Origin of the sequence: Sorangium sp. So ce887, assembly GCF_051521455.1 — a bacterium.
Classification (GTDB): domain Bacteria; phylum Myxococcota_A; class Polyangia; order Polyangiales; family Polyangiaceae; genus Sorangium.
The window spans coordinates 11041276-11060303 of record NZ_CP150354.1 but is presented as its reverse complement, the minus strand read 5'-3'; the positions used below and the strand labels follow the sequence as shown (position 1 = coordinate 11060303).

Annotated in this window: 17 protein-coding genes; 13 read left to right on the top strand and 4 right to left on the bottom strand. The window is 72.2% G+C overall.

Annotation, left to right across the window (positions count from 1 at the left end):
• Positions 1-139: 139 nt before the first annotated feature.
• From WMF36_RS41480 to lpdA, 6 genes are all read left to right on the top strand, one after another.
• Positions 140-841: a hypothetical protein gene (locus WMF36_RS41480; RefSeq protein ID WP_437576352.1), complete on the top strand. Its 702-nt coding sequence runs from the start codon at positions 140-142 to the stop codon at positions 839-841.
• A 53-nt stretch (positions 842-894) separates the two neighbouring features.
• Entirely contained in the window at positions 895-1923 is a 1029-nt protein-coding gene (locus WMF36_RS41475; protein ID WP_437576350.1) for a HEAT repeat domain-containing protein, read from the top strand.
• Positions 1920-2534 carry a DUF4149 domain-containing protein gene (locus WMF36_RS41470; protein ID WP_437576349.1) on the top strand — a complete coding sequence of 205 codons (615 nt, stop codon included), beginning with the start codon at positions 1920-1922 and terminating at the stop codon, positions 2532-2534. Before WMF36_RS41475 ends, WMF36_RS41470 begins: the two co-directional genes overlap by 4 nt.
• Positions 2535-2650: 116 nt before the next feature.
• Positions 2651-2926 (top strand): hypothetical protein, encoded by a 276-nt coding sequence (locus WMF36_RS41465; protein ID WP_437576346.1) that lies wholly within the window; start codon positions 2651-2653, stop codon positions 2924-2926.
• 114 nt (positions 2927-3040) lie between these two features.
• Positions 3041-4216: a thiamine pyrophosphate-dependent dehydrogenase E1 component subunit alpha gene (locus WMF36_RS41460; protein ID WP_437576345.1), complete on the top strand. Its 1176-nt coding sequence runs from the start codon at positions 3041-3043 to the stop codon at positions 4214-4216.
• 157 nt (positions 4217-4373) lie between these two features.
• Positions 4374-5780, top strand: a complete 1407-nt coding sequence (lpdA, locus tag WMF36_RS41455; RefSeq protein ID WP_437576342.1) for a dihydrolipoyl dehydrogenase — start codon at positions 4374-4376, stop codon at positions 5778-5780.
• 13 nt (positions 5781-5793) lie between these two features.
• Here the strand turns inward: lpdA and WMF36_RS41450 are convergent, their stop codons facing one another.
• Together WMF36_RS41450 and WMF36_RS41445 are read right to left on the bottom strand one after the other, a co-directional pair.
• Complete coding sequence (locus WMF36_RS41450) at positions 5794-6951, bottom strand: bifunctional methionine sulfoxide reductase B/A protein (RefSeq protein WP_437582026.1); 1158 nt, start codon at positions 6949-6951, stop codon at positions 5794-5796.
• 123 nt (positions 6952-7074) lie between these two features.
• On the bottom strand, positions 7075-8079 hold the full coding sequence (locus WMF36_RS41445; protein WP_437576341.1) for a hypothetical protein: 1005 nt from the start codon (positions 8077-8079) through the stop codon (positions 7075-7077).
• Between the two features lie 179 nt (positions 8080-8258).
• Between WMF36_RS41445 and gloB the strand changes: the two genes are divergently transcribed.
• The 3 genes from gloB (at position 8259) to WMF36_RS41430 (ending at position 11770) form a co-directional block, all read left to right on the top strand.
• The gene (gene gloB, locus WMF36_RS41440) at positions 8259-9014 is read left to right on the top strand and encodes a hydroxyacylglutathione hydrolase (protein WP_437576340.1); all 756 of its coding nucleotides are present in this window, start codon (positions 8259-8261) and stop codon (positions 9012-9014) included.
• A gap of 66 nt (positions 9015-9080) precedes the next feature.
• Positions 9081-10841 (top strand): 1-acyl-sn-glycerol-3-phosphate acyltransferase, encoded by a 1761-nt coding sequence (locus WMF36_RS41435; RefSeq protein ID WP_437576339.1) that lies wholly within the window; start codon positions 9081-9083, stop codon positions 10839-10841.
• Positions 10838-11770: an NAD(P)-binding domain-containing protein gene (locus WMF36_RS41430; RefSeq protein ID WP_437576338.1), complete on the top strand. Its 933-nt coding sequence runs from the start codon at positions 10838-10840 to the stop codon at positions 11768-11770. Before WMF36_RS41435 ends, WMF36_RS41430 begins: the two co-directional genes overlap by 4 nt.
• A gap of 114 nt (positions 11771-11884) precedes the next feature.
• Here WMF36_RS41430 and WMF36_RS41425 read toward each other — a convergent pair whose 3' ends face one another.
• Entirely contained in the window at positions 11885-12997 is a 1113-nt protein-coding gene (locus tag WMF36_RS41425; protein WP_437576337.1) for an SUMF1/EgtB/PvdO family nonheme iron enzyme, read from the bottom strand.
• 218 nt (positions 12998-13215) lie between these two features.
• Positions 13216-15036 carry a right-handed parallel beta-helix repeat-containing protein gene (locus WMF36_RS41420; protein WP_437576336.1) on the bottom strand — a complete coding sequence of 607 codons (1821 nt, stop codon included), beginning with the start codon at positions 15034-15036 and terminating at the stop codon, positions 13216-13218.
• Positions 15037-15311: 275 nt separating this feature from the next.
• Between WMF36_RS41420 and WMF36_RS41415 the strand changes: the two genes are divergently transcribed.
• The 4 genes from WMF36_RS41415 (at position 15312) to WMF36_RS41400 (ending at position 19018) form a co-directional block, all read left to right on the top strand.
• The gene (locus WMF36_RS41415) at positions 15312-15878 is read left to right on the top strand and encodes a hypothetical protein (RefSeq protein WP_437576335.1); all 567 of its coding nucleotides are present in this window, start codon (positions 15312-15314) and stop codon (positions 15876-15878) included.
• A gap of 180 nt (positions 15879-16058) precedes the next feature.
• A complete protein-coding gene (locus WMF36_RS41410) occupies positions 16059-17165 on the top strand; it encodes a M50 family metallopeptidase (protein ID WP_437576334.1) in 1107 nt (368 codons plus the stop codon).
• A 19-nt stretch (positions 17166-17184) separates the two neighbouring features.
• Complete coding sequence (locus WMF36_RS41405) at positions 17185-18174, top strand: hypothetical protein (RefSeq protein ID WP_437576333.1); 990 nt, start codon at positions 17185-17187, stop codon at positions 18172-18174.
• Positions 18175-18292: 118 nt separating this feature from the next.
• Positions 18293-19018, top strand: a complete 726-nt coding sequence (locus tag WMF36_RS41400; protein WP_437576331.1) for a hypothetical protein — start codon at positions 18293-18295, stop codon at positions 19016-19018.
• The last annotated feature ends 10 nt before the right edge of the window (positions 19019-19028 follow it).

Here is a 19028-nt window from a genome sequence, read left to right as displayed (position 1 = left end):
GGTCAACCCCGGTCCGCTCGTTTCTAGAGGCCTGACCGCACGGTGTCAATTCGGGCGGAAGTGGGCGCAGGTTCCGCGCGGCGACGCCGGCGCACGCTTGCGCGCGGGCGCCCCTGCCGGTACTAAGCGGCCCTCCTCGATGCTTCGCCTCACCGGGCCCGCCCTCCTGCTCGTCGTCCTCGGCGCCTTCTCGCTGCTCGCCGGATGCGGCCCGCAGATCGGCGATGCGTGCATCACGTCGCTCGATTGCGCGCAGCAAGAGCAGCTGCTCTTCTGCGATGGCACGCAGCCCGGCGGCTACTGCACGGTCTTCAACTGCGAGCCGGACAGCTGCTACGGCAGCAGCGTCTGCGTCGCGTTCAACCCGGTGCTGGATCAGGCGTGCGGCGAGCTCGAGAACGTCCGCTGGCCGCGCTTCGAGCGGACGTTCTGCATGGCCACCTGCGACGACGACGACGACTGCCGCAGCGGCTACTCGTGCGTCGCGCTGGGCGATATCCGGGGCGCCGCGGCGATACCGCCGGGCGAGCGCAACGCCGCGATCGTCGACTCCGAGCCGGAGAGCTCGAAGGCATGCCTGCCGGATCCGTCCTCTACCCCGAGCGCGCCCGGCGAGCCGTCGGGCGATGTCGAGAGCGGGCCCGGTGTCTGCGGGGCCGCTCCTGAGCAGCCCGCGTGGACTCCGTACACGCCGGAGGGCGAGGGCGGCTCGGGGGGCGAGGGCGGTGCTGGCGGCTCGGAGGGCGAGGGCGGTGCTGGCGGCTCGGGGGGCGAGGGCGGTGCTGGCGGCTCGGGGGGCGAGGGCGGTGCTGGCGGCTCGGGGGGCGAGGGCGGCGGCTGAGCGCGGCGCGGTGCGGTCCGGCGTCGCGCGTCGACCGTGCTAGCGTGGGCCGCGTGTTCGGATCGGCTCCCGCGAAGAGGACGTTCGAGGCTGCGCTGCGCGACGTCGCCTCGCAGAAGCCCGCTGTGCGCGTGGAGGCGGTGAGCGACCTCGTCCCCTATGCCGCCAAGGCGCGGGAGCAGGTCCTGCGCGCGATCGAGGGCGCGCTGCGCGCCGATGGGCACGCGGCGGTGCGCGCGGCAGCGGCCATCGCCCTCGCCGACACGAAGGCCGTCGAGGCGCTGCCCGCGCTGCTCCTCGCCGTCGAGGACGTGGATCCCAACGTCCGGCAGATGGCGATCACGGCGCTCGGCGAGATCGGCGACGCGCGCGCCACGGGGCGGCTCCGGCGCGCCCTCTCGGACGAGCGGCCCGAGGTCCGCTTCCAGGCGGTGATCGCGTTCCCCCGTGTCTGCGCCGAGCCGGCCGATGCGCTCGAGGCCGTCATGCAGGCCTCGCACGACGACGATCCGCTCGTCTGCCACATCGCCCTGCGGATGTTCGAGGAGCTGGGGGAGCTCAACGGCGAGCTCCCTCCGTCGAGCCTGGCGCGGGCGAGCGCGCTGCTCGGCCACGCGTCGCCGCTCGTCCGGGCAGCGGCGGCGGTCGTCACCGCGCGCTTCGGCGATCCGGCGGGCCACGCGGTGCTCGTCGAGGTCGTGGGTGGCAAGCTCCGCGGGGTCGACCACGAGGACGAGGCCGCCGCGATCGAGCTCTGCGGCGAGCTCGGCCTCTCCGCTTCCCGGAGCGCGCTCGAGCGGCGCGTCTTCGGGCTGAGGCTCGGCCTCGGTCGGGACCCGCTGCGCTGGCACGCGCGCGTCGCGCTCGCGCGGATGGGCCACGAGCGCGCGATCCGCGAGATCTTGAGCGAGCTCGGCGCGTGGGACCGCCACCGGCGCACGCTCGCCGTCGCCGCCGCCGGTCGCGCTCGCCTCGCGACCGCCCGCGCGGCGATCGCGGCGATGCGGGGCGACGAGCGGAAGGCCGATCAGGGGGCCGTCGAGGAGGCGCTCGCCGCCATCGCTTCCGAGGTGGAGGCATGAACGACGAAGCCCAGTTCAGCGAGGCCGACCTCGCCCCGAGCCCCGAGGAGCGCGCCGCGTCGCGCCGCTTCTTGATCGATCGCGCGGCCGCGAGCGTGGCCGCGCTCGCGGCGGGGGCCTGGGCCGGCGGCCTCGTGGCGCTGGGCGCCTGCGCCGCCCCGTTCGTCTTCCGGCTCACCCCGACCCCCTTCTCCGGCGACGCGATGAGCGCGGCCTTCGCCCGCTTCGATCAGCTCGCGCTCGGCGCCGCGGTGATCCTCCTCGGCGCGGAGGTGGCGCGCACCTGGGCGGCTGGCCGTCAGGGCGCGCGCCGCGCGGCCCGCGTGCGCCGGGTCATCGCCATGGTGATGGCCGGGTGCGCCGCGTACGTCGGCCTGGCGCTCACCCCCCGCATCGCGGCGCTCCACCGCGAGGGCGCCCGGCGCGGCGAGGGGGAGCTCGGCATGGAGCTCGAGCGCGCCCACCGCCGCGCCGAGCTCGTGGGCCGGTCGGAGGTGTTCCTCGGCGCGAGCCTGGTCGTGCTGCACGTCTTCACGCTCGGCGCGCGCCGCCCCGAGCAGGAGGACGACGACGAGGACGCGGCCGCTCCGCTGCCGCCCGGCCCGCGGTGAAAACATAGACGCACCCGACCTGCGCCGTCGCCGCGGGCGCTGGTGCGAGGGTGCCGATCCGACGACCGCAGCACGAGGCGCCGCCGCGCGTCGCGCCCACGACAGGGAGAACCCAGATGCCGCGTGACAACAAGCTCTATAGCGGCTTCGTCAACCACGATTACATCCTCACCTTCTCGATCGCCGACGAGGCGAACCGGGCCCGCCTCGTCGCGCTGTGCGCCGGACCGTGGCAGGGCGACGAGGTCACGCCCAGCACCTGGGAGGTGTCCAACACGCTGAGCCCGGATCAGATGGAGCGCGCCATCCTCGATCTGATGGGCGACGCCGACCGCGCCGCCTATTACTACCTCTCCGACAGCAAGCGGATGTTCCGCGTCCTCCTCGGCTGAGCGCGGCGCGAGGCGCGTGAGCCGCTTCGCTCCGGCGGGCGACCGGGGTGGGCGGGCTCGCGCCGGCGAGCCGAAGGGGCCGCGATCGCCGCCATTTCGCGGTATGGTCCGGTCATGAGCGAGCTGGAAGCCACGCCGCCCGGCGCCTCGACCCGGCCCGCCGACGCGCCGCCGCCCCGCGCGGGGGAGGGGGACGACGAGGGCTTGCTCAGCGTCCTTCGCGACGACGGATCGCTGGATCCGGCGACCGATCCCGGCCTGACCGACGCGCTGCTGCTGCGCACTTACCGCGAGATCAAGCGCCTCAGGCTGCTCGACGCGCGCATGCTCCTGCTCCAGCGGCAGGGGCGGGTCGGCTTCTACGGCGCGTGCACCGGCCAGGAGGCGACGCCGATCGCCACCGCGCTCGCGCTCGATCCGACGGACTGGATCTTCCCCGCGCTGCGCGAGAGCGTGATGATGCTGGTGCGCGGCTTCCCGCTCCGCACGTACGTGGCCCAGATCTTCGGCAACTCGGGCGACCTCCTCAAGGGGCGCCAGATGCCGTCTCACATGAGCGGCCGGCAGGTGAACCAGGTGTCCTGGTCGAGCTGCATCGGCCCGCAGATCCCGCAGGCGGTCGGCGCCGCGTGGGCCGCGAAGCTGCGGCGCGACAGCACGGTGGTGGTGGGGTTCATGGGCGACGGCGCGACGAGCGAGCCCGACTTCCACAGCGCGATGAACTTCGCCGGGGTCTTCAAGGCGCCCTGCGTGATGATCTGCCAGAACAACCACTGGGCGATCAGCGTGCCGACCGACCGGCAGACGGCCTCCAGGACGATCGCCATCAAGGGGCGGGCCTACGGCGTCCCGTCGGTGCGGGTCGACGGCAACGACGTCATCGCCGTCTACCGCGCCGTCTCCGAGGCGGTCGCGCGGGCCCGGGCCGGCGGCGGCCCCAGCTTCATCGAGGCGCTCACCTACCGCGTCGGCGCGCACTCCTCGAGCGACGACCCGAGCCGGTACCGGTCGCAGGAGGAGGTCGATCGCTGGACGCAGCGCGACCCGCTGCTGCGCCTCGGGCGTCACCTCGCCGTCCGCGGTCTCCTCGACGACGCCGCGGAGGCCTCCCTCGAGGCGGAGCTCAACGCCGAGATCGCCGCCGCCGTCGCGGAGGTCGAGGCGATGGACCCGCCCGCCCGCGAGACCCTGTTCGAGGACGTCTACGCGGAGCTGCCCTGGCACCTGCGCGATCAGCGCGCGGAGCTCCTGCGCTCCCCGAAAGCGCCCGCGCACGGCGGCGGACGCTGACCACGGGAGGGATTTCCCCTCGGTGCGAGGTCGTGTAAGCCCCGGGCACCCAGGGTACGGCTCGCGGGCGCGGCCTCAGGGCTGGTCAGCGAGGGGCTTGCCTGACGGACCCCGGCGCCCCTAATCCCAGTCTCCGAAGCGCACAACAAGGACAAGGATGAAGACCTACGACGCAATCGTGATCGGAGCCGGCCCCGGCGGTTACCCCTGCGCCATCCGGCTGGCTCAGCTCAAGCAGAAGACGCTCTGCATCGAGAAGGAGCAGCCCGGCGGCGTCTGCCTCAACTGGGGCTGTATCCCCTCCAAGGCGCTCATCTCCGCCGCCCACCTCTACGAGAAGTCGCAGGCCGGCGCCGCGATGGGGATCAAGGTCAGCGGCGTCGAGCTCGACGCCAACCAGATGCAGGACTGGAAGGAAGGCATCGTCAAGAAGCTCACCGGCGGCGTCAGGTCGCTGCTCAAGGGCAACGGCGCCGACCTGCTCACCGGCACCGCCACGATCGTCGGGCCGAAGCGCGTGGACGTGACCTTGCCGGACGGCTCGGTGGAGCAGATCGAGGCGACCAAGGGGATCGTCATCGCGACCGGCTCGACCACCATCGAGATCCCGACGTTCAAGTTCGACGGCGACGCGATCATCGGCGCGAAGGAGGCGGTGAGCCTGCGCCGCATCCCGAAGCGGCTGCTCGTGATCGGCGGCGGCGTCATCGGCCTCGAGCTCGGCATGGTCTACCAGGCGTTCGGCTCCCAGCTCACCGTGGTCGAGGCGCTGCCGGAGCTGCTCACGGGCGTCGACCCCGACTGCACAAAGCTCGTCGAGCGCAAGATCCTGAAGCGCGGCGGCACGATCCACAAGAACGCCAAGGCGGTCGGGTACGAGAAGCAGAAGGACGGCTCGGTCGGGGTGAAGATCCAGATCGAGGGCAAGGAGCAGACGATCGTCGTCGACACGGTGCTGGTCGCCGTCGGCATGCGGCCGAGCTCGAAGGGGCTCGGCCTCGAGAAGGTCGGCGTGACGGTCGATCAGCGCGGGTTCATCCCGACGGACAAGACGTGCCGCACCAACGTGCCGTCGATCTACGCCGTGGGCGACGTCAGCGGACCGCCCCTGCTCGCGCACAAGGCGACGAAGGAGGGCGAGATCGTCGCCGAGGTCATCGCGGGGCACAAGGCCGCGAAGGACTGGGTCGCGATCCCGGGCGCGATCTTCACCGATCCGGAGATCGCGACGGTGGGGCTCACCGAGGCGGAGGCGAAGGCGAAGGGCCTCGAGGTCGTCGTCGGCAAGTTCCCGTTCTCGGTGCTCGGCAAGGCCATGGCCATGAACGAGACCGAGGGGTTCGCGAAGATCGTCGCCGACAAGAAGACGAAGCAGGTGCTCGGCGTCCACATCGTCGGACCGGAGGCCAGCACGATGATCAGCGAGGCGTCCCTCTCGCTCGAGATGGCGGCCTTCCTCGAGGACATCTCGCTCACGATCCACCCCCACCCGACCCTCGGCGAGTCGCTGATGGAAGCCGCCGCCCACGCCATGGGCGCGGCGATCCACATCGCGAACCGCTGAGCGCGTCGCCGCGTCAATCGCGCATGTAGTGGCACGTGTACCCGCCCGGGGACTTCTCCAGGTACTTCTGGTGGTACTCCTCGGCGCGGGTGAACGGTCCGGCCTCCACGATCTCGGTGACGATCGGCGCGCGCCATTTGCCGCCCTGCCCCACGCGCGCCTTCACCTCCTCGGCGATGCGGCGCTGCTCGGGCGTCGTGACGAAGATGGCCGAGCGGTACTGCGTGCCGACATCGTTGCCCTGGCGGTTCTGCGTCGTCGGATCGTGCATGCGGAAGAACCATTTCTCGAGCAGCTCGTCATACGACAGCTTCGCTGGATCGAAGACGATGCGCACCGCCTCGGCGTGGCCCGTCACCCCGGTCTTCACGTCTTCATAGGTCGGCTCCTTCGTCCGGCCGCCGGCATAACCGACCTCCGTCTCGAGGACGCCGGGGATCTGCCGGAGGAGCTCCTCCATCCCCCAGAAGCAGCCGCCCGCCAGGACGGCCGTCTCCAGCGTCGTCTTGCAGCCGGCCGCCTCTCCAGGCGCCGGGAGCGCGCAGGCGTTCGCGCCGGCCTGCTCCGCCGGCGCGCCGCTCCGCCCCTCGAACAGGGCACGGTAGGCGCCGTAGCCCTCGGCCTCGAGGCGATCCAGCGGGATGAACCGGAGGGACGCAGAGTTGATGCAGTAACGCAGCCCGCTCGGCCGAGGCCCGTCCTCGAAGACATGCCCGAGGTGCGAGTTGCCGGCCTTGGAGCGCACCTCCGTTCGGACCATCCCATGGGCCCTGTCGGAGCGCTCCACGACCCGCTCCGGCTCGATGGGGCGGGTGAAGCTCGGCCAGCCGGTGCCCGACTCGAACTTGTCGACCGATGAAAAGAGCGGCTCGCCGCTCGCGACATCCACGTAGAGGCCCGCCTCGTGGCTGTTCCAGAAGGCGTTGCGGAACGGCGGCTCGGTCGCGTCGTGCTGGGTGACCTCGTACGCGAGCGGCGTGAGCCGCTTGCGCAGCTCCTCATCCGACGGTTTGCGATAGCTTCTGTCCGACATCGTCACAGCCTCCTTGGATACCAGGGCAGTCTTGCTCGCATGCCCCGCAGCGCCCGTGCGCCAGCACGCGATCAGGGCGGCGGACGCGACGAGCAAGAGCGCGAAGAGCAGACGAGCAGCGCGGAGCCAATTCATCATCCACCTGGCCGGTCGAGGGTAGCGCATCCACCCCTCCTACGCCGCGCGGGGCCGCCGGTTTCGCGGGCGCGGCGCGCATGCCGCCTGGCGCGGCGCCCGCCTAGCGCGGCGCCGGCCTCGACATCACGGGCCGCCGCGCTCGAGCGAGGCGGCCCCCTCGGCGGCGCGCCGCTCGAAGCAGTCGTCGGGGATCTCGCGCGCGCGGCGGACGAGCCGGGTCGCCCCGATGAACGCCGAGGTCACCGGATCGTGGTAGCCGCTCGCCCCGTGCAGGCCCGGGACCGCGCGCTGGTAGTGGCGCGCGACCCGCTCCATCAGCGCCTCGCGGACGTACTTGCCCACCATCGACGCCATCGCGACGCAAAGATCCGAGGCGTCGCTGTCGCGGACGAACGCGATCTCGCCGAGGCCGGGAAAGTGGTAGGCGCTGCGGGCGCGGCCCTCCTCGAGCACGAGGTGCAGCCTCCCGGCGAGCGGGCCGAACGCGGACCCGTATTTGCCGAAGCCGCCGACCTTGCCGCACACCGCGAAGACCTCCGCGCCGGCGAGGCCGCCGAGCTCGAGGATGAGGCGCTCCATCGCGTGGAGATCGAGCACGAACCGGTTCTTCCCGGCGCGCACCCCGTCGTTCATCCGCTTCACGCAGAGCAGCATCGAGCGCACGGCGACGATCTCGACCCCCTTCTCCGCGAGCTTGTCGAGGTCGCGGCAGACCGTGCGCAGCAGCTTGTCCGGCGCGGTGAACGCCTCGCCCTCCGCCGACCAGCACTGCGCCTCGACGTGGCCCGGGCAGAGCGCGCGCAGCGCGGCGCGGTCGTCGAGCGAGACGGCGTGGAGCAGCTCGTCGACCGACGACGGGTCGCCGGCCGTCGCCGTGCGGCCGCAGCCGCGCGCGACGAGCGCGCGGGCCCACGCCTCGCCGAGCGAGACGTCCCCGTGCGCGACGAGCTGCTTCGAGTCGCCGAGCCGCTGCGCGAGGGCGCCGCGGGGCGCGCTGCCGGCGGTCTGCCAGCCGGCCTCGGTGACGCGCGAGAGGACGGCCGTCACCACCATCGGACCGAGCCGCGGGCCGAGGCCGTTCTCATCGACGCCGATGCGGTAGCGGACAGAGGGCTCGGCGGACGCCATGCACGGCCCCTCTGCCACACGACGGCGCGCGCGTCACGGCGCGAGGCGACCCGCCAGCGTTATCATCCCGCGCGCGGATCCGATCGAGGTCGACAAGCGCGCCCCCTCACGCCCCCTTACGTTCTCTGCCCCGAGTTTTTCACCGGCTCCCCGCATGCGCCGCACTATATTTCTCGCCCATGCGCATCCTCCCCGTGCCCTGCCTCAGCGACAACTACGCATACCTCGTGGCCGCGGACGGGCGGCGCGAGGCGATCGTCATCGACCCGTCGGAGGCCGAGCCGATCGTCGCGGCGCTCGACCGCGAGCAGCTCCGCCTGGTCGCCATCGTCAACACGCACCACCACCACGATCACGTCGGCGGCAACGAGGCGCTCCGCCAGCGCTACGGCGACCTCCCCGTCTACGCGCACGCGAGCGACGTCGGGCGCGTGCCCGCGCAGACGGAGCACGTCGAGGAGGGCAAGCCGGTCGAGATCGCCGGCCTCACGCTCCGGCCGCTGCACGTCCCCGGCCACACGCTCGGCGCCGTCTCCTATTGCGTCGAGGACGTCGTGTTCACCGGCGACACGCTCTTCATCGGCGGCTGCGGCCGCATGTTCGAGGGCACACCCGAGGTGATGCACGCCTCGCTCTCCAAGCTCGCCGCCCTCCCGGTGCACATGCGCGTCTTCTGCGGTCACGAGTACACCGTGAACAACCTCCGTTTCGCCGAGACGGTCGAGCCCGAGAACGAGGCCATCCGCAAGAAGCTCGCGGCCGCCCGCGCGGCGCGCGAGCGCGGCGAGCCCACGGTCGGGAGCACCATCGCCGAGGAGCTCGCGACGAACCCGTTCCTGCGCTGCAGCGAGCGGTCCGTCCAGGCCCGCTTCCCGGGGCCCACGCTGCCCGACGTGTTCGCCGCCGTGCGGCGCGCGAAGGACGATTACCGCTGACTGACGACGTCGCGCGCGGCCGCATTCCGCTCGCGCCCGCGGCCTGATTTCTATACGACTAGGCCCATGGACTCCCGCGCTCCCATCTTCGGGTTCAACGACGCGCGCGACGAGATCGTGCGTACCGTGGTCGATCGGGTCCTCGGCGCCACGAGGGATCCGCTGCTCGCCATGAACGAGGCGGCGTACCAGGAGGCGAAGCGGCTCGAGGGGTCCCGGAAGCCGCAGGACGTCCGCGAGCTCACCGAGTGGCAGCGGCTCGCCCGCTCGCTCGGCCGCATGCACGAGGCGGAGCGCCGCCGTCGCCTGCGGGAGCTCGCCGAGGAGTACGCGTGGGACATCGCGGGGAACTTCGACCCGCGCGTCTACCAGCTGTCCTCGCGGCTCCTGCCGCCGGTCGTGAGCGCCCTGCTCGCGCCGCGGAAGCTCGTGACCGTGGTCCGTGACCCGCGCAAGCTCATCAGCCTGGAGCTGCTCGCCGACCGGGTGCTCGTGCAGGGCCCGCTCGCGAAGCTCCGGTCGCTCGTGCAGCGCGGCACCGCGGTCTACGTCCCGACGCACATGTCGAACATGGACTCGATCATGTTTGGCTACGCCCTCGAGCGCGCCGGCCTGCCGCCCGCCACCTACGGCGCCGGAAAGAACCTGTTCACGAACCCGGTCCTCTCGTTCTTCATGCACAACCTCGGCGCCTACCGCGTGGATCGGCGCATCCGGCACAACCTCTACAAGGACGTGCTGAAGACGTACTCGGGCGTGCTCCTGGAGCGCGGCTACCACTCGCTGTTCTTCCCCGGGGGCACGCGGTCGCGCTCGGGCGGCGTGGAGCGGAGGCTCAAGCTGGGCCTTGTCGGCAGCGCCTTCGAGGCCTACACGCGGACGCTGCTCAGCGGCCGCGAGCGCCGCGTCTTCTTCGTCCCGGCCACGATCAACTACCTCATCACGCTCGAGGCCGAGACGCTCATCGCCGATTTCCTCTCCGAGGCCGGCAAGGGCCGCTTCATCATCGAGGACGATGAGTCGAGCCGGATCGGCCGGATCGCCTCGTTCCTCCGCAAGCTCCTCGCGATGAACGCCGCGGTGGTCATCCGCTTCTCGGAGCCGCTCGATCCGTTCGGCAACCGGGTCGACGAGCTCGGCCGCTCGTTCGACGCGCGCGGCCGCGAGGTCGACCCGGCGAGCTACGTGAAGAACCAGGACGGCGCCGCGGTCATCGACGCGGCGCGCGACGTCCAGTACGCCCGCGAGCTCGGCGAGGAGATCTGCCGGGCGTACGCGCGCGACACGGTCGTCATGGCGACGCACGTCGTCGCGGCGGCGAGCTTCGCCCGGCTCCGCAGCCACGCGCCGGCCGCGGATCTCTTCACGGTGCTCCGCCAGCGCGACGTGCTCACCGTGCCGCGCGACGACCTCGCGGCCGACGTGATGGCCCTGTGCGAGCGCCTGCGCGCGCTCGAGCAGAAGGGGTGCATCGTGCTGGGCGAGGACGTCCGGCTCGGCTCGGGCGGGGACATCGTCGAGCGCGCGCTGCGCGCCTTCGCGGGCTACCACTCGTCGCCGGTGCTCGACTCGCGGCCCGACGGCATCGCCATCTGCGACACCAACCTGCTCTTTTATTACCAGAATCGCCTCGCCGCCCACGGGGTGGCGTGGGACGTGATCGCGCCGCCCGGCGTCCCTTCCGGCCTGCAGGTCCAGCCGCCGCTCCCGCCGCTCGCGCCCTCCGCGATGCCGCCGCCGCTCGACGATCGCGGCGCGGCCTCGTCGCGCGGCGGCGCCGCGGGCGCGCGCGCGGGCTCGATGAACGGCGCCGGGGGTGGCCGGTGAGCGCGCGTCCGGCGCCTTCGGTCGGGGTCATCGGCGGCGGCTTCTGGGGCGTGGCGCTGGCGCTCGCGGCGAGCCGCACCGGGGCCGAGGTCCTCCTGTTCACCCGCCGCGAGCACCCGCAGATCAACGACGGTCCGCGGATCGTGCGGGACCACGCGGAGGTCGCCCGGGCGCGGCTGCTCGTCATCGCGGTGCCGTCGAACGCGGCCCGGACGGCGCTGCGCGCGCTCGGCGATCACATGGACGGCTCGCACCTCGTGATCCACGGCGTGCGCGGCCTCGAGGGCGAGGCGCTGAAGACCGTCTCGGACCTGGTGCGCGAGGAGACCCCGGCGCGCCGGGTGGGCGCGCTGGGCGGCCCGATCCAGGAGGACGAGCTGCGGGAGGGCCGCCCCTCGGCGATGGTGTGCGGCTCGCGGTTCCCCGAGGTGCACGCGGCGGTGACCGCGGCGTTCCAGTCCGACGCGCTCCGTGTCTACACGACGCCGGATCTGCAGGGCCTGGAGTGGGCGTCGGCGCTGGTCGGCTGCCTCGCGGTCGGCGTCGGCTTCGCCGAGCAGGCGGGCGCCGGGCCCGGGCTGCTCGCCGCGCTCATCTCGAGGGCGGTCGACGGCGCGGCGCGCATCGCCGCCGCGGCCGGCGCCGAGGAGCGGACGATGCTGGGGCTCGGCGGCTACGGCGACCTGCTCGCCTCGATCCGGCTCGAGAGCCGCCCCGAGGTGATCCTCGGCAAGGCCCTCGCGCGCGGGCGGACGCTCGACGAGGCGGTCGCGGAGGCCAGGCTGCGCGTGGAGGCGATCCCGCTGATCCCGCGCGTCGTGGCGTTCGCGAGGGCGCGGAAGGTGGACGGCGGGGTGTTCGAGGCGCTCGAGACGATCCTGCAGGGCGGGGCGCCGAGGACGGTGCTCGACCGGATGTTCGCGGCGTGAGCGGCGGGCGCTGCGCGCCTCTCCCGTCGTCACCGCCGCGCTCGTGGTCCTCGAGAGGGCGGATATCTGGAGGAGGTGCCCTGTTCCTGTCGTGGCTTGAGGACAGCCGCCCCGTCAGCCGCCGTCGCGCTTGACCGCCCCGTCCGACTCCGGCGTTGCCGGGACGTCGACGCTGTCGCAACAGCGGAATCCCGTGGAGTAGTCGTGATAGGCAGGCTCGTGGGCGATCGTGGTGAAGTAGCACCCGGGGCCGAGCTCGCTGGTCGTGCTGAAGAAGCCGCCCATGAACACACCGCTGCCCTCGTGCCAGGGCTGATCGCGGCGCGCCACGCCCTCGGTCTGCATGCGCATCACGAGCTCGTGATCGACCATGTCGCTGACCCACTCGTGCAGGTTCCCGACCATGTCGTGGACGCCGAGCTCGCTGGCGCAGCCGGCGTGATCGCCGCTCCGCGCCAGGAAGCCCGGCTTCTGGTCGAGCTCGGGGCTGTTGAAGTGCCGCTCGTAGCTCCACCCGCCCGGCGGGTGGTCGCCGAAGAGCTCTCTCAGGAGGTGGCGTTTGCCGGTGTTGCACCGTTCGCGCTCGCCGTGAGGGCCGTAGGGGTAGCGGTGGACGCCGTTGCCGCGGCAGGCGCGCTGCCACTCACGCCGCGTGCAGAGGCGCTTGCCGGCGGCGGCGCACGCGGCGGTGGCCTCGACGCGGCTGATGTACGCCTGCGGAAAGACGCCGGCCTCGCTGCGGGCGACGTAGCGGACGCCCGCCTCGGGCCGCTTGAAATGCGGGTGGACGGCGAGCTCCCCGCCGGCGTCGGTGACCAGGTGCGCCTCGTACCGGTCGATGCAGAAGCCGCCGACGAGGGCCATGTCGGCCGGGCAAGGCCCGAGCGCCAGCGTGAGCCCGAGCGGTCGCGGAGGGAAGACCGCGGGCGCGGCGCCGGCCGGGCCGGGCGGATGCGCCTCGGCCGGGGCGGCGCTCGCGCTGCCGGCGACCGGCGGGGGCTCGGGGGCTGCGCCGCCCAGGATGGCCGCGCCGGCGTGCGCGCTGCCGGCAGGCGCCGGCGCGGCGGGAGCCGGAGCCGCCGCGGGCGCGGAAGGCGCGGCAAGTGCCGTCCCCTCGGCGACGCGCGCCACGTGCACCTGGCCGGGAGCGTCTATCTTCGTCGCCGGGCTGCCGCCGCCCTCGCCCGGCCCGGTGCACGCGGTGAGCCATGCCAGGGCGGCGAGCAAGCCTGGATTCGCGCGTCGTGACCGAGAGCGCCGGGGGAGCGAGGACCTCGTCGACAGGAAGGCCCGGAGGCGAGAGAGGCGATCCCGGAGGCGATCGCGGCGCGGCACGGACGGCACGAGGCGGAGTGTACACGCGCCCGGCGCGCTGCTGCGCGGGATCGCGGTGCGCTCATCGCCTCGCCCCGCCCGAACCCCCGACGGCCGCGCCGCCGCGCCCCTCAGGGCGGCCCCGGCGACAAGGCCCCGAGATCCGCGCCGCCGCGCTTCTCGCCGAGCAGATCCCGCGACGGCACCTCGCGCGCGTCGCCCTGCCCGAGCAGCATCTTCGACGACCGCTTCGGCCTGAAATCCGGGCGGCTCGGGTTGAGCTTCCACCAGCTCCCCTCCACGATCACCCACGGCTCCTCGCCTGCGCGCACCACCTCCGCCGCGAGCCGCGCGCGCGTGATGCCCGTGATCGCCCGCGTCTCCGGCAGCGCTGCCGCCAGGCGCTTCAGCCCGTTCGGCATCCCGCCGTAGCTCACCTGGGTCACCACGTTGTGGCCCGCGTCGAACCGGTAGATGCTCGTGCTCAGCACCTCGATCGAGGGCGAGTCGTCGCTGACGAAGATGTTGTTCCGCAGCCGGCAACCCCAGCTCCCGTTGCCGCACTGGAGCGCGGGCCGGCCCCTGCTGTTCATGACCACGGTGTTGTTGCGGATCAGGTTGTTGCGGCAGCCCCAGAGCGGCAGCGCGTCGGGGCCGCTCACCTGCTCCGGAGAGCGCGGGCCCGGCTCCACATAGGCCTGGTCGAACGGGTTCCCGTTGTCCCACTGCGCGATCCCGCTGCCGAGGTTGCCATAGATGAGGTTGTTCTGGATGACGGAGTCCGACGCCCCGGCGAGGTTGATCGCCCCGCCGCCCAGGCGCCCGTTGCCGTTGATGACGTTCTGCTCGATGATGAAGTTCACGCCCCGGCCGTCCGGAAATCCGTGCTCGCCGAACCGGTCCGTCGCGAGCTTCATCAGCCCCGCGGCCCAGGCGCGGGTCGGCTCCCTGCGCGGATAGCCCCGGAACGATGGGTGCTCCAGCACCGCGTCGAGCGAGGCCTCCGGATCGAGGTTCGCCTGGAACCCGCTCGCGCTGTTGCCGAAGAACACGTTGCGACGCACCACGTAGTTGTCCGAGCCGTCGGACACGTAGGCGCCGTGCTCGGCGGCAGAGAAGGCGAACAGGTTGTCCTGCAGGAGGACGGTGTGGCTGTCGGTGGAGTGAAACCCCCATGTCCGATGGTGATGCGAGAAGTTGCCGACGAGCGCGATGTGGTGCGCCAGCCTGCCGGTCTCGCCGAACGCGCCGTCGACCATGATCCCCGCCTTCGGCGTGCCCGCGCTCTGCCTGCCGGGCCCGCTGCTGCCGGCGAGGCGGAAGCCCTCGATCACCACGTGGTGCGCCCTCTTCAGGTAGATCATCCAGTTCGGGTCGGCGGCGCATCCCCGGTGGATCACGACCTCGCCCGGGCGCCCCATCGCCTTGAAATGGATGTAGCGCCCCTGACCGGCGCTCGGCTTGTCGCCGAGCGAAAACCCCGCGTATGCGCCGGGCAACACCGCGATGAGGTCGCCGCCCCGGGCCGCGTCCGCGGCGTCCTGGAGCGTGGCGAACGCGCGCGTGACCGGGAGATCCTGCGGCTCGGCCGCGGCGTCGCGCGCGTTCAGATCGAGCGAGGCGACGCGGATCGCGGCGGGGGCCGGCGCGCCGACGACGAGGACGCGCTCGTAGCGTCTCTGCAGCTTCAGCGTCTGGCTCACCCACTCGTCGGAGTCCTGCGTCTTCACGAACGGCTCTACAGCCGCGGGCAACGGCGGCTCCGGCGGCGCGGCGGCCTCGGCCGGCGCGGGCTGCTTCTTCTGCGGCGCCGGCGGCCGCGCCGGCCCCTCGGGCGGCGGCCCCGCGACCTGGATCGTGGCGCTGCAGGCGAGGGCGGCGGCCGCGACGAGCGCGCCGACGATGCGCGCGCACCCACGGGCCAGCTGGATGACGCTTGTCGTTCCTCTCATCTCGACGCTCCGGGGAAGGCCGCGCCCGCCGCGGCGCGCGGGCTGAGGCGGCGCCGCGCTCTGTTTACTCCGAAGCGCGCGGCTCAGCTAGACGTGCTCGCGTAGCGTCGAGGGCTCGCGTAGCGTCGAGGGCTCGCGTCCGGCGCCGCGGCGCGCTCCGCTCGGGGCGCAGCGCGCCGCGCGAGGTGCGACATCGCCTTCCAGCGGCGGCCGTCATGACCCGGGCCCGTGGCCGTTCGCTTCCTTCGCTGCCGTTCCTTTGGTACGAAGAGCTCATGAAAGCGCTCCCCTCGCTCGTGAGTGTCGCTCTCGCTGGCGCCACCCTCCTCACGCTCGCGCCCGAAGCGCAGGCGAACATCAAGAATCCGAACGATCACCCCGATTACGTGGCCGAGCTCGAGCCGCACGGGAACTTCGTCTTCATGCACCGCGACTACGGTCTGCGGCGCGGGTACAACAGGTACTACGACAACTTCGGCGATCCCGAGTTCGGCCTCGGCTTCAGGGCCACCATCGAGCTCGCCGATCCGGCTTTCATCCCGAGGCTCAACAACACTGTCGGCATCTCGTTCGGCCTGGATTTCACCAACTGCACGTACTGCCGCCAGGACTTCACCATCTGGAGTCCGGTCACCATGCAGTGGAACTTCTTCTTCAACGATAAGTGGAGCGCGTTCGCCGATCTCGGCGCTGTCATCCGGACCGATGGGTTCTACAACGAGGTGTGGCTCGACTTCGTCACCATGGTCGGCGGCCGGTACCACTTCAACGACAACCTCGCGCTGACCATGCGGATCGGCTATCCTTTCTTCAGCGTTGGCGCGTCGTTCTTCGTCGGCTGAGCTGCTCTGCGCCGGTCCTCCGGCGGGCTGAGCCGCCCCGGCGCTGTCCTGCTGCCCGCGGGGATCGGGGGGCGGAGCGCCCGGCCTCCGCCGTGGGCGGCGAGATCTTGCCGGGGTAGGCGTACGGGGTGGACATCGGGCACGTGCGGATGGGGCCCACCCTGGTTAGACTAGCCGGAGATGGTCGGCTGGTATTTCGTAGGCATCCTCGGGCTCGCCCTGCTCATGGTGGTCCACGAGGGAGGGCATTATTTCGCCGCGCGCGCCTACGGGATGCGCGTCCTGAAGTTCTCGATCGGCTTCGGCCCCACCTTCTTCAAGGTTGTCCCGAAGGACGGGTACTTCTGGTTCACGACCGCCGCGGACAAGGTCCGCGTGCGGCTCTGGCGTCACGACCCGGTGAAGCACGGCCCCACCGTGTTCCAGGTCGCGATGATCCCCTTCCTCGCGTACGTGCAGATCGCGGGGATGAACCCGCTCGAGGAGATCGACCCCGAGGACAAGGGCAGCTACGCGAACGCGAGCCTCATGGGCCGGATCGCCGCGATCTTCGCCGGTCCGCTCGCCAACTACCTGTTCGCGTCGGTGCTCTTCTTCGCGAGCCTGATGACGGGCGGCAAGCCCTACCGCCTGACAGACATCGGCGTCGTCGCCGGGATGCCGGCGGCGGCGGCCAACCTCAAGGACGGCGACCGCATCGTCGAGATCGACGGGACCCCGGTCCAGGACTGGGAGAAGATGGCGGAGATCATCTCCCACAGCCCCGGCCGGCCGCTCGACGTCGTCGTGGAGCGCGCCGGCGAGCGCGTCCAGGCCACGGTCACCCCGACGAACGAGAACGGCTCGGGCAAGATCGGCGTGATGGCCATCGGGCCGATCCGGTCGACTCCGGTGACCGCGAAGGAGGCCGCGGTGCTCGCCGTGACGAAGCCGCCGAAGGTCGTGCAGAGCCTGGTCGTCGGGCTCGGCCAGTATCTGACGGGCAAGGTCGAGGGTGAGCTCGGTGGCCCGAAGCGGATGATCGAGGAGACGGCGTACGCGGCCAAGCGCGGCTGGGCCGAGGGGCTCGAGTTCCTCGGCCTGCTCTCGGCCTACCTCGGCGCGTTCAACCTGATCCCGTTCCCGGCCCTGGACGGCGGCCGCCTGATGTTCCTGTTCTACGAGGCCGCCACGCGGCGCCGGCCGAACGCCCGCATCGAGGCGCACATCCATCTGGTCGGCGTGTTCATGCTGATCGGGCTGATGCTCTACGTCACGGCGAACGATTTCGGCCTCGGGTCGAAGTAGCGTCGAGCCGCGTTTCCCCGTGGCATCGAGGCTGCCCGCGCGGGTTCGGGCGTCGGCCGGGCGCCTCGCCCGCGCGGCGGCGTGCCTCTCGCTCCTCTCGCTGGCCGGCGGGACGGGCGCCGCGCTGGCTGCGCCGCCCGGCTCGGGCGCGTGGTCCGACGAGGAAGAGCAGGCCGTCTTCGACGTCCCCGCGCCTCCGACGCTCCCTGGGCTCACGCTGCGCGACCCGACCTTCACCTTCGAGTACACGGCGGCCGTGATCGAGCTCGAGGCGACGAGCCGGGCGGGCGGCAGGAACGCTTACGCCTGGTACTCGCACGGCGAGATGGAAGTGCCGCTCGTTCCCCGCAAGTGGTTCGTCGGCGCGGTGCATGACAGCGCCGCCGCGAGCGTCCCCGGGGTCGAGCGGTCGATCCTGCTCGGGAGCCCTGAGCTCTACGGGCGGGGCGTCTGGTCGAGCGTGCGCGGGCTCGCGTCCGGGGGAGGCTTCGGCATCGTGCTCCCAGTCCCGCGCGACGTCTCGCCCGCCGAGGCCGAGGTGCTGCGGACGGCGCGCGTGGTGCGGCCGTGGGACGAGACGCGCTTCCGGGAGCTCACGCTGACGTTCCGCCCCTGGTTCGACATGCGGCACATCACCGGCCCGTTCATCTTCCAGCTCAGGCAGGGCATCGACTGGTCGCTGGTCGTGCGCGGCCTGAGGTCCGGTGAGCGCCGCACCGACGTCACGGCGCACACCGCGTTCTACTTCGGCTATCGGCTCGCGCGGCCGGTCGGGGTGGGCCTGGAGCTGTGGGAGGTCTACCAGCTGACGCAGGACCTGCCGGACGACAAGCGCGCGACGTTCGCGATCTCGCCGAGCATCCGCTTCATCCTGGCGAACGTGCAGCCGGCGCTGAGCGTGCTCCTGCCGGTCGCGACCCCGCTGCGCGGCGACGTCGCCTCGTACTACGCCGCGCGGCTCAGCGTCGGGTTCACCTTCCCGACGGCTGCGCCATCGGCGCCCCGGTGAGCGCGGGGCGGGCGCACCCTCGCGCGGGGGCGCGCCCGCCGCGCGCTCCCGCCGGCGAAGGCGCGGGGATCTCGTTCGAGTGCGTGCATCCAGCGCGGGTGCTGGGTACCCTGGCCGCGTGGTCACTGCAGCATGGCTCCGGCGCGGTCTGGTTGTCGCGGCGCTCCTCGGGTCGACCGGCTGCTCGACCCAGCTCGTCAACCTGAACGAGGGGCCCCGCGAGTACGTCGCGACGGACTACGAGAACGTGCTGCGCACGTGGACGCGCACGGAGCACCTGTTCGCGCTCTCGGAGCTCGACAACTTCCTCACCGCCACCGCGACCTTCGAGTCGTGGGACTTCCGCTGGGCCTACGTGGCCCGCTACGCGCAGGATTACCGGCTCACGATCGAGCAGCGGCAGAAGCTGCTCGAGAAGACGCTGGAGGAGACGCGCCAGCGCCACCAGTTCTTCGTCGCGATCTTCGGGGGCGAGCGCAAGTACAACGACCTCTCGACGCCGAACAGCGCGTGGATCGTCCGGCTGATCGACGACACGGGGAACGAGACGGCGCCCGAGGAGATCGTCGCGATCACGAAGCCGAACGCGCTCGAGCGGACCTACTTCCCGTACAACACGGTGTGGCGGCAGGCGTTCCGCATCCGCTTCCCGCGCGCGACCGCGGAGGGCAGGCCGACGATCTCGCCGAGCGCGAGGTGGTTCGGTCTCCGCTTCGCCGGAGCGCAGGGCAACAGCGAGCTCGTCTGGCAGGTCAACGAGGAGCCCGCCGAGGCCGTCGAGCTGGAGCAGGACGCCGCGCGCGCACGGCCGCTGCGTCCGGTGAGAGGCCGAGGCCGACTCTAGGCGCGGCTCG